Below are 10660 nucleotides of genomic sequence, written 5' to 3'. Positions count from 1 at the left end.
GCCGGTGCCCTGCTCGATGTGGATGCCTCTGATCAAGCCGTTCCGGCCGCGCGGCCCGTCCCACCGGTCACCGGGATCACACCTGTTCTGCCAGGTCCCTCTCCAGCGCGTGCGCCGCGGTGTCCAGAGCGGCGACCAGGGACTGCAGGCGGTGCGGGTCGTAGCGCACGCTGGGCATGGACACCGACAGACCGGCCACCGCCGTGCCGTCCTGGTCCCGTACCGGCACACCTACGGCGACGAGCCCGCGCTCGGACCGCCCCTGGTTGACGGCGAATCCGTTGCGGCGCAGGCGCCTCAACTCGGTCCGCAGCCGGGAGAGGTCGGGGAGGTCCTCGGGGCGGTCCTGGTAGCGCTTGGCGCCGTAGAGATCGTCCAGCTCGTCGTCGGACAGGCCGGCGAGCAGCAGCAGTCCCGCCGTCGTGCGGTGGGCCGGGAACACCATGCCCTCCCGTGAACCGACCCGCAGTGCCTGCAGGCACTCGACACTGGCGATGAACCGGGCCGTGTCCCCGGTGCGCACGGTCAGGTTCGCGGTCTCGTCGAGGAGATCGACGACCCGGTGCAGATGGGGCAGGGCGACCGCACGGAGCCGCGACACCAGGGACTGGGAGTGTGCGGCGAGCTCCAGCACCGGCCCCGCGCGGTAGGCGCGGCTCTCGTCCTGTACGGCGAAGTCCCGGTAGACCAGCATGGCCAGGACCCGGTGGGCGGTCGACCTGGCGACGCCCAGCCGCTCGGCGATCCGGGCCACGGTCGCGCCCCCCTCCATCTGAAGGATGATCGCCGCCCGCAGCGCGTGGTCCACGCTGGCGATGGGATAGGGCGGGGGCGTCTTGAGCTGTTTGTCCATGACCTTCCTTCGAATTCTGCTCTCCAGAATCCACATGTTCCCATGAGCGACACGATGCACGCTGTGACCCGTGACTACTTCACCCGTCTCCCAGAACTCCGCTGCGGATTCCCCGGTCCGGCTCCAGGCCGTTTCCGGCGAGGGGCAGCCCCAGGTCACCCCCGCTCTCGAAGAGCTCTACCGGGGCTTCGAACAGGAGCTGCTCGTCCCGCTGTGGACCGAGATCGGCGACCTGATGCCGGCCCACCCGCGCTCACGCGCCGTACCCCACGTGTGGCGCTGGGAGCGGCTGCGGGAGCTGGCCGCCCAGGCCGGCGACCTGGTCCCGGTCGGCCGCGGCGGCGAGCGACGCGCGATCGCGCTGGCCAACCCCTCACTCGGCGGCCGGCCGTTCGCCACCCCGACCCTGTGGGCGGCCATCCAGTACCTGATGCCGGGCGAGGACGCCCCCGAGCACCGTCACACCCAGCACGCCTTCCGCTTCGTCGTCGAGGGCTCGGGTGTGTGGACGGTCGTCGGCGGTGACCCGGTGCCGATGAACCGCGGTGACTTCCTCCCGCAGGCCGGCTGGAACTGGCACGCCCACCACAACGCGACCTCCGAGCCGATGGCCTGGATCGACGGCCTGGACATCCCCTTCCAGTACGTCACGGAGGCGCAGTTCTTCGAGTTCGGCCGCGACGAGATCAGCGACGCCGAGCGGACGACGCCCGAGCGGTCGCGCGCCGAGCGCCTGTGGGGCCACCCCGGTCTGCGCCCGCTGTCGGCCGCCCCCGTGACGCCGGGCAGCCCGCTGCTGTCCTACAAGTGGGAGTACACCGCCGCCGCCCTGGCCGACCAGCTCCTGCTGGAGAAGGAGGGCTTCGGCGGCACGGTCGAGCCCGGCCACGCCGCGGTGCGCTACTCCAACCCGCACGACGGATCCGACGTCCTGCCGACCCTCCGGGCCGAGTTCCATCGCGTCGTCCGTGGCGCCGAGACCGCTCCGGTGCGCGAGACCGGCTCGTCGGTCTACCAGGTCTTCGACGGATCCGGCGTGGTGACCGTCGGCGACAGGTCCTGGACGGTCACCCGCGGCGACCTGTTCGTCGTCCCGTCCTGGGAGCCGTTCTCCGCACGGTCCGAGGCCGGTACGACCGACTCCGACGAAGGCGGCCTCGATCTCTTCCGCTTCTCCGACGCGCCCGTCTTCGAGGCGCTCAAGCTCAACCGCACCCAGAAGGACGCCTGACATGAAGCTCGCCACCATCCGCACAGCCGACGGGACCCGGGCGGTCCGCCTCGACGGCGAGGTCCTCGTCGATCTCGGGTACGCCGACCTCGGGGAGCTGTTCGCCGAAGCCGACTGGCAGGACAAGGCCGCCGCGGTCTCCGACACCACGTACCCGGTCGAGGGAGCGGACTTCGCGCCGGTCGTCCCCAGCCCCTCCAAGGTCGTCTGCGTCGGCCACAACTACACGAACCACATCAAGGAGATGGGCCGGGACCTGCCGAACCACCCGACCCTCTTCCCGAAGTTCGCGGAGACCCTGCTGGGTGCCAACGACGACATCGTCAAGCCGGCCGAGACGGAGGCGTTCGACTGGGAGGTCGAGCTGGCCGTCGTGATCGGCCGGAAGGTGCGCCGTGCCGACGAGCAGCAGGCCGCCGACGCCATCGCCGGCTTCACCGTCATGAACGACATCTCGTTGCGCGACTGGCAGTTCCGCACCATCGAGTGGACCCAGGGCAAGATCTGGGAGGCCACCACACCGGTCGGCCCGTACGTCGTCACCCCCGACGAGGTCGGCGGCGTCCGCCCCGCGCTCGAGGTCAGAACGGTCGTCGACGGCCAGGTCATGCAGCAGGACGACACCGGCACGCTGCTGTTCGACCCGGTCTTCCTGGTGCAGTACATCTCCACCGCCATCACCCTGAACCCGGGCGACATCATCGCCACCGGCACCCCGGCCGGCGTGGGCAACGCCCGCGACCCCAAGGTCTTCCTCCTCCCCGGCCAGAGCGTGACCACCGAGATCTCCGGCCTCGGCGCCTGCAGCAACAAGGTGGTCGAGGCATGACGGACGGCACGCGGACCTTCGCCGACGCGCGCGAGTGGGCCCGCTCGGGCACCGAACTGGTGCTGGGCGCCGTCGCCGGACTCGACGAGGCAGGCTTCTCGGCCGACAGCGTGCTGCCGGGCTGGACCCGCAAGCACCTCGCCGCACACGTCGCCGCCAACGCCGACGCCCTGTGCAACCTGGTGCACTGGGCGGCCACCGGTGAACAGACCCCGATGTACGCCTCGGCGGACGAGCGCGCCGCCGGTATCGCCAAGGGCCCGGCCCTCTCCGCCGACGAGCTCCGCTCCTGGCTGACCGCCTCCGCGCGGAAACTCGCCGAGGGGCTGGACGGGCTCACCGACGAGCAGTGGCAGAACAAGGTCGTCACCGCTCAGGGCCGTACCGTACCCGCCACCGAACTGCCCTGGATGCGGTCCCGCGAGGCCTGCGTCCACGCGGTCGACCTCGGCACGGGCGTCTCCTTCGCCGACCTCCCGACAGGCTTCCTGACCGCCCTGGCCGACGAGATCAGCACCAAGCGCGGTCTGACCGAGCTGCCCGACGGCCCTCTCCCCGAGGTCGCCGCCTGGCTGGCCGGCCGGCCCCACACCCTTGCCGACGCTCCTGAGCTCGGCCCGTGGCTCTGAGGAGTGAGAAGTCATGTCCAACCCTGATGTGATCATCGTCGGCGGCGGCATCGGCGGCCTCGGTGCGGCGTTCTCGCTGACCCGCCAGGGCCTGAACGTCCGCCTGCTGGAGAGTGCCCCCGCCTTCGGCGAGGTGGGCGCCGGCATCCAGCTCGCCCCCAACTGCACCCGGATCCTCGACGACTACGGCCTCCTGGACGAGGCCAAGAGCCTCGGCGTCGTGCCGGACGCGATGGTGATGCGTGACGCGGTCGACGGCGGCGAGCTGACCCGGCTCGACCTGCGCGACCTGGAGAAGCGCTACGGCTACCCCTACATGGTGATCCACCGCAGCGATCTGCACGGGCTGCTGCTGCGCGCCTGCGAACGCGCGGGCGTCGAGCTGGTCACCGACGCACGGGTGGTGTCGTACGAGAACACCGAGGGCGGGGCCCGCGTCGCACTCGCCTCCGGTGAGGTGCACGAGGCCGGCATGGTCATCGCGGCCGACGGCCTGCACTCCGCCGCGCGCAAGCTGCTCGTCGACGACGAGCCCGTCTCCTCGGCGTACGTCGCCTACCGCGGGACGGTGCCCGCCGAGCTGCCGCGTGTCCAGGGCGTCGACCTCAGCGAGGTCGTGGTGTACGTCGGCCCCGCCTGCCACTTCGTCCACTACGGCCTGCGCGGCGGCGAACTCCTCAACCAGGTCGCCGTCTTCGAGTCCCCCAAGGCCGTCGCCGGCCAGGAGGACTGGGGCACCCCGGACGAGCTCGACCACGCCTTCGCCAAGACCTGCGACTTCGTCCAGGAGGGCCTGCCCTTCATGTGGCGGGACAAGTGGTGGCGGATGTTCGACCGCGACCCGGTCATGAACTGGGTCCACGGCCGCATCGCGCTGCTCGGCGACTCCGCGCACCCCCCGCTGCAGTACATCGCGCAGGGCGCGATCATGGCGATCGAGGACGGCTGGGTGCTGGGCGAACACGTCGGCCGCAACCGCGCCGCCGACGGCACGGTCGACTGGGACGCCGCGCTCTTCGCCTACGAAGCGGTCCGCCCCGAGCACTGCCGCCGGGTTCTCACCACGTCCCGCTCGTGGGGCGAACTGTGGCACCTCGACGGTGTCGCCCGCGAGCAGCGCAATGTGCTGCTGCGCGCCCGCGACACCTACGACTACTCGTTCGTGGACTGGCTGTACGGCCCGACCGCCCTGACGGTGGACGAGGAGCCCCCGATGTTCACGCCGGTCCCGCTGTCCTCGGCGGGCGCCGGGACCCCGGCGGACGCCCTCGCGGCGACGGGCGGCGGAGGCGGCACGGTATGAGCGGCACGGCGTAAGCGCATCTGCCCCTGCGCGGCGGCCCGCAACCGGTCGGACGGTTCGACGAACCCCCGGCCGGGAGCGGGCCGTTGTTCTTGCCACCACCGGGAGCGGGACCGGCACCCGGACGGCTGCCGCCTCTACGCCGGCTCGTGCAGCGCCTCCGCGAGACCGTCCGTGGCCAGCACCATGCTGACCGGGGCCGAACTGTTGAGGCACAGGCTGTGGCCCGGAGGGATCCGGGCGAGCAGATCCGTGACCCGCAGCCTTTCGAACCCCAGCCGCCCGGCGGCCTGGAGGTAGTGGGGGGAAGTGAAGACCGGGACCACCGCCGTACCGTCGGGCGCGGACGCGCTCACGGGCTCGCCGCCCGCCGTGACCAGCACCGCGACCTCGGCTCCGGCCAGGGCGGCGGTGACGTCCTCCGCCGGGCCGTACCCGGTGGTGGCGAGCTGGATGGCGCGGTCCACGTCATCGCGGGGCTCGGGCCACCCCATCGCCTCGGGTGACGGCCTGTAGTCCTCGTTGTCCTCCCACTCGACGATCTCGCCCCGGGAGTCGGAGCGCCATTGACCGGCCACGGCCCACGACGGCGGCGGGCCCTCCCCCTGCCACGCGGGATCGGTCAGGTAGAGCCAGTGGTCGGGTGCCAGCCTGGCGGCCTCGACGAACTCCTCGGGAGGCGCGGGGTCCATGGGGGCGACGGGGGCCTCGGCGCCGGGCTCACTCATCTTTTCCTCGTTCGCTGGGGGTACCTGGGTCGGCCGTGTGGGACGCCTCGCCGCCTCCGCCGGGCGGCGGGGCCGGTGCGAAGTGCGGGTTCGCCACGGCGTCGTCCGGGTCGGCGCTCGTGTTCCGCTCGTCGTTCACCGCGTCCGCCGTTCCGGGCCGCGGCGCGGCGGAGAACGGCGGTTCCACCTGGCGCGGGCCCTCCGGGGCCCCGGCCCTGTCGACAGGCCGTGCTTCGTGCCAGTCGGCGGCCGTCGGACTGGTCATGGTGGCCAGGGAGTCGGTCAGCGTGGGCATCGTTGTGCCCGCGCCGTCCGGCGCGGAGAGCTCCACCGGGAACGGGCTCCACCACACACTCCGGCCCAGCCGCTGGGCGATCACGTCCGCCACCCCGGGCACGTGCCCGCCGAGCCCGTCGAGCACCAGCAGGACGGGGGTCGTCAGGGCCAGCTCCCGCAACTTGGCGTCGGAGGCCAGCAGTTCGGCGAGCTCCGCGGCGGGAACCCGGTACGACGCGCCGTCGAAGCCCACGTCGAGGTAGTCGCTGTCCTCGAAGTTCACGGACGCCCGCACCGGGTAGGGGACGGGCTTGTCCCTGCCGGACGCGTCCTTCCCGGCCCACGGCGCGTCGAAGGTCCCGTCCGGTGCCCGGAACCGCCCCAGGTCCGGCAGGAGGACGGTCTCGTCCTTCCAGTCGCGGCCGCCGCTCCTGGCGAACCCCTTGTCCGGCGGCAGCATCGGCTCGTCGAAGGCACCGCGCTCCTCCAGGTCGTACGCCCCCGCCACGTCGGGGTCGGCCATGTCCCGGCCCACCGCGAACCCTCGGGTGAGCAGGGTCAGCGCGTCACCGCGCAGCGCGTCGTTCACCTCGACGGCGGGGTCGAGGTGCAGCGCCCTCGTGGTGAGCGTGTCCGCGTCGGGGCCGGCCGCGCCCAGCGTCTCCTCGGCCTTGACCCGCGCCCAGAACATCCGCGCCCGCTCGGCCGCGCCCACCTCGCCGGGGTCGGAGAGCTGCAGCGCGGCGACGGCCGCCTCGTCCACCGCCGTCGTGTCCTGGAGCCACCGGGCGGCCGTGTGAAGCTCCGGCAGGTGCACGAACCGGCTCACGGGCAGGGAGGATCCCGACTGCCATGCCTGCGCCGCGGCGGCCAGCACATCCCGGGTGACCTGAGGGTTCACCCCGGACGCGGCCTCCGGGTGCGCGGCGACGACCCGGCGCAGCAGTTCCGTCGAGAACGGGCCGGTCGGGCCGAGGTCCGGATCGACGTGCCACATGTTGTCGAGCGCACCGGCCCCGCGGATCAGGGTCGCGAAGTCGTCGGCGTCCTCCACGTCGTGCCCGAAGACCATCCGCAGGGCGCGCACCAGGCGCAGCGTCTCTGCCCGGCTCCCCGGTGACGGCTCGCCCTCGAACCCGGCCGACCGGGCCAGCCGGTCCAGCTCTGCCTCACCGGGCTCGGGGCGGCTGGTGTCCCACCACGTCCGGTGTCCGCGCGCGTCGTTGAACAGCACGCGCACATAACCGTCATCGAGCCGGGTCGTCCCCTGCAGGGAGTAGGACAGTCGCACCGTTCGCCCCGTCACGTTCGCCAGGTGCTGCCCCAGGGAGATCGCGTCGTCCGCGAGCGGATCGGCGGCGAACGGTACGGCGAAGGAGGCACCGAGCTGCGCGAGGTCCTGTGTGGCCCTGTCCCGAAGGGTCGAGGCGCTGCAGACCACCAGGTCGATCCAGTGGTCCTGGGGCAGGCTCGACAGGCTCTTGCGCCGCCGCAGCCACTCCCCCGCCTCGCGACGGCCGGCAGTCCTCGACGTCCCGTCGGCCATCGGCAGCGTCAGGCGGCCCGGCATTCCGTGACCCGCCAGGTGGTACGCCTTGTCCTTCGGGCCCGGGTCCTCCAGCGGGAGCTTGGTGGAGTACGTGTCCGTGGCCGAGTTGTAGTGGACGAACAGCGTCATCCGGTCGAGGTGGTTGAAGTTGTCCTCGCGCGATGTGGCGAGATCGCCGGGCTCGTGCAGACTGCGGCCGATCTGCTGCCCGGTCAGTGTGCTGACGATGGCCTGGGTCAGCACGTCGCGGTGCCAGTCCGGGGCGCCGTCGTCGGCGTCGGGGGCCAGGCCGGGCCGGACCGGGACCCAGGAGCCGTGCGGCAGTCCGTCCCTCCGGACCACGGCTATGGTGCTCTGTCCGGCCGGATCGGGGTGGCGCCGCGCCAGGCCGCTGTGCACCCACACGGTGTGGCCGGTGCGCTCCGCGAGCTTCCTCGGCAGTTCCAGGTACCGGTCGCCGGCGAACGGGACCGCCAGCACGATCGGGGTCGTGACCGGCAGTCCCTGCCGTGCCAGGTCGGCCGCGACCAGCTCGGCGAAGTCGTCGGCGTCGAGATCCCGTGTCGTCCCGTCGGGCAGCCGTGCCGTCACCATGTCGTGGCGTCCATCGGCCAGGACGGGGTACGGGGTCACGTCCCACGGCCAGGGGGAGAGGTCCAGATTCCCCGTGGGGAGGAAGCCGCCGGCCTGATCGGGCACGAGGTCCTCGACGAAGATGCCGTTCAGTTCGACGTCGTCCGGGCCGGTCCAGTTCAGGCCCGGCACCCGGACTCCGCCCAGGGAGACGTGCCGGGCACGGTCGGCCGCGAGGACGCCCTGCTCCTCCAGGTGGAACGCCGTGAGCGTGGCCGCGCCGGACGCCCGCCCGGCCGCGATCGCCCGCTCGACCATCCTGTACAGGTCCCTGCGCATTTCCGGGTCGACGAGCACGAACGGTTCCAGGCCGAGGATCCGCCGGGCGACCGCGTCCACGTCGAACGCTCCGGCGCGCAGCGCCCGGTCCTTCCTCCGCAGCGCGTCGAGGGCTTCCACCGCGGCCGCGTGCCCCGGCGACGTGACGGCGATCGTGGCCTGCCGGCCCAGGTCCGCGCGGCTCACCGGCCCGGACGCGTCCACAGTGACGCCTTGGCCCGGCACCCGCGTACGGCCGCGCGAGGTGATCGTGAAGTCCCGCGCGGTCAGCCGCGCGCGTCCAGCCGGCAGGTTCTCCTGGAGGGTGCGCAGCGCGCGGTCCAATTCCTGGACGAACAGCTCGTGCGCGGCCCTCGCCCGCCGGTCGCCCACCTCCCGGACGGCCTGGTCCCTCGCCTGTGCGGTGCCTCCCCGGCGTGCGTCGGTGCCGTACCCGGCGATATCGGTCTTCGGCAGCGGCACCCGCGTGCGCCGGTTTCGGAGACCGGCCTTCGCCACGCGGAACGCCAGCCGTTCGACGCTCTCTCGCGCGCCGGCCGAGGGGCTCGTCCGCTCCCGGTCGAACGCCACCAGGCTCAGCCGGGGCAGCACGGCGAGCGGCCCGGCCGACGAGGCGGCCGCCGGCGCGACGAACACCGGCTGCCCGCTGCCCGTGGTCAGAGTGGTCATGTCCGGGACGGTCGGGGCAGGATCGGTCGCGTCCAGGTCGGTCATGTCCAGGTCGGGAAAGTCCGGCCCCGGCAGGTACGGGTCGGGGAAGCCCAGTCCCGACATGTCGAAGTCGAAGGTCCCGAGGTCCATGTTGTCCAGGACCGACGGGTCGAAATCGTCCAGGATCGACAGGTCGACGTCGTCCAGGGCCGGCAGGTCGAAGCCGGGCATGTCCGCACCGGTCCCCGACTGCGCCACGGGCAGCGTCCTCGCGGCGGCCCCAGCGGCTTCCGTGGTGTCCGGGGCCGTGGGTTCCGTGACGGGTGCGGTCCAGCGCTGCCGCAGGCCCAGGCCGGAGCGGAGGGTGTCGGCCAGTTCCGCGGCGGACGCCGGTGCGGCGCCGGTCCCCCCGCCCAGCAGGTGGCCGGCGACCCGGCGCACCGCGTCGCGGAAGTCGTCACCGGTGTACCGGGAGTCGGCGAGCACCGCGTGCGGCTCCGCCGGCAGCACCAGGGCGACGGCGGCGGCCCAGGCACGGGTGACGTCGGCCTCCCCCGTGCCCTCGGGTGCCGTGCCCGCGAAGTCGGCGTACGCGTGCGCCCACAGCCGCCGTGACGCGTTCGCGGCGGCTGTGTCCATCGTGTCCGTCCATGCGTCGGGCCGCGCCATCCGCACGCGGACCAGGTCCAGCGGCGACAACGCGCCTGCGGGCAGTCGGTCGTCGCCGCGCAGCACCATCTCGGTCCGCTGCCCCTGGGACGGCGTGATGCCCACGGCGCCCAGCTCCTCCAGGCCGACGGTCTCGCTCGCGGCGGGCCCCGGCAGGGCGGGCGGCAGGTCGCCGTCGGTCAACTGCCCCGCGATCCACCGGTGTCGGGCGGCGTCCCTCGGCAGGACCGGGGCCATGTCACCCGTGTCGGAGCCGTCGCCCCTGGCCTCGCCCAGCGCGTCCGGGGTGACACCGAGGGCCCACAGCCGCACCTCGGCGTCCTCCAGCCGCCGGCGTGCCTCGTCGGCCCCGGCCCAGGCTTCTGCCACCTTCGTCCCGTCGCCGCCGACCCGCTCCACCGTCGCGCCTTCGGCGGCGGCCTCGCCCAGCGCGGCCAGCTCCCGTGCGTGCGCGTCCCAGGCGGCGGCGAGCTCCGCGGGGGAGGCGGCCTCGACGGTGACGGAGGCGCCTCCGGCGGGCGGGGACGGGAGCACCGAGGCGGCTGCCGTCTCGGCCGGACGGCGTGCCCGGTCGTCGGACGGCACGGTCCGGGGCGTGGCATCGGCGTTCCGGGGCGTGGCGGGATCCCGGACCGGGTTCGCCGCCTGCGGTACCGGGGGGTTCGCCTCGGCGACGGGCCGGGTGTGGAGCGGGCGGTGCGGGAGCGCGGCGTGGGTGCCGGCGCCGTCCGCGCGTGTGCCGGTACCGGGGGTTCCGGACTTCGCGTCCAGCTCGTCGAGCAGGGCCTGGGCGTGCTCGTCGGGGAAGAGCCCGTCCCGCGCGACGTTCTCGCGCAACTCCTGCTCGGTGAAGGGATGGATGTTCCAGTAACGGCCCCAGTTGTCCGTGTAGTCCAGGGCCGGGTCGTGGCCGGGTGTGTCGTTCAGCGCCAGCTGGGCGCCGCGCATCACCTCGTGGACGGTGTGGTGGCCCACCGTCAGCGAGATGGCCAGCATCCCGGCCCGGATCAGGCCGAGGTCCAGGTCGGTG

At 73.2% G+C, this 10660-nt stretch carries 7 protein-coding genes (1 of these 7 only partly in view); 4 read left to right on the top strand and 3 right to left on the bottom strand.

Translation table 11 applies throughout. The features are described from left to right. Positions 1–76: 76 nt before the first annotated feature. Positions 77–853: an IclR family transcriptional regulator gene (locus ACFWFI_RS06610; RefSeq protein ID WP_387386294.1), complete on the bottom strand. Its 777-nt coding sequence runs from the start codon at positions 851–853 to the stop codon at positions 77–79. 70 nt (positions 854–923) lie between these two features. Here ACFWFI_RS06610 and ACFWFI_RS06605 point away from each other — a divergent pair, with 70 nt between their 5' ends. The 4 genes from ACFWFI_RS06605 to ACFWFI_RS06590 are packed head-to-tail and all read left to right on the top strand — an operon-like array spanning position 924 to position 4845. Further along, a complete protein-coding gene (locus ACFWFI_RS06605) occupies positions 924–2084 on the top strand; it encodes a cupin domain-containing protein (protein ID WP_387386292.1) in 1161 nt (386 codons plus the stop codon). 1 nt (position 2085) lies between these two features. Beyond that, on the top strand, positions 2086–2913 hold the full coding sequence (locus ACFWFI_RS06600) for a fumarylacetoacetate hydrolase family protein (protein ID WP_387386290.1): 828 nt from the start codon (positions 2086–2088) through the stop codon (positions 2911–2913). Further along, positions 2910–3542 carry a maleylpyruvate isomerase family mycothiol-dependent enzyme gene (locus tag ACFWFI_RS06595; protein WP_387386288.1) on the top strand — a complete coding sequence of 211 codons (633 nt, stop codon included), beginning with the start codon at positions 2910–2912 and terminating at the stop codon, positions 3540–3542. Before ACFWFI_RS06600 ends, ACFWFI_RS06595 begins: the two co-directional genes overlap by 4 nt. 13 nt (positions 3543–3555) lie before the next feature. Continuing rightward, positions 3556–4845, top strand: coding sequence for an FAD-dependent oxidoreductase (locus ACFWFI_RS06590; RefSeq protein WP_387386285.1), 1290 nt, complete (start codon positions 3556–3558; stop codon positions 4843–4845). A gap of 137 nt (positions 4846–4982) precedes the next feature. Here the strand turns inward: ACFWFI_RS06590 and ACFWFI_RS06585 are convergent, their stop codons facing one another. Both ACFWFI_RS06585 and ACFWFI_RS06580 read right to left on the bottom strand, forming a co-directional pair. Next, the gene (locus tag ACFWFI_RS06585) at positions 4983–5573 is read right to left on the bottom strand and encodes a type VII secretion system-associated protein (RefSeq protein ID WP_387386283.1); all 591 of its coding nucleotides are present in this window, start codon (positions 5571–5573) and stop codon (positions 4983–4985) included. Beyond that, a protein-coding gene (locus tag ACFWFI_RS06580; RefSeq protein ID WP_387386281.1) for a lonely Cys domain-containing protein crosses the window boundary here: on the bottom strand, positions 5566–10660 show its 3' end. It continues 21728 nt past the right edge of the window; the window shows 5095 of its 26823 coding nt (coding positions 21729–26823); its start codon lies beyond the right edge, outside the window; it ends in the stop codon at positions 5566–5568. Before ACFWFI_RS06580 ends, ACFWFI_RS06585 begins: the two co-directional genes overlap by 8 nt.

Source organism: Streptomyces sp. NPDC060209 (genome assembly GCF_042728155.1).
Lineage (GTDB): Bacteria > Actinomycetota > Actinomycetes > Streptomycetales > Streptomycetaceae > Streptomyces.
Note: the sequence above shows the minus strand (reverse complement) of the source record. Positions and strands in the feature narration are given on the sequence as shown.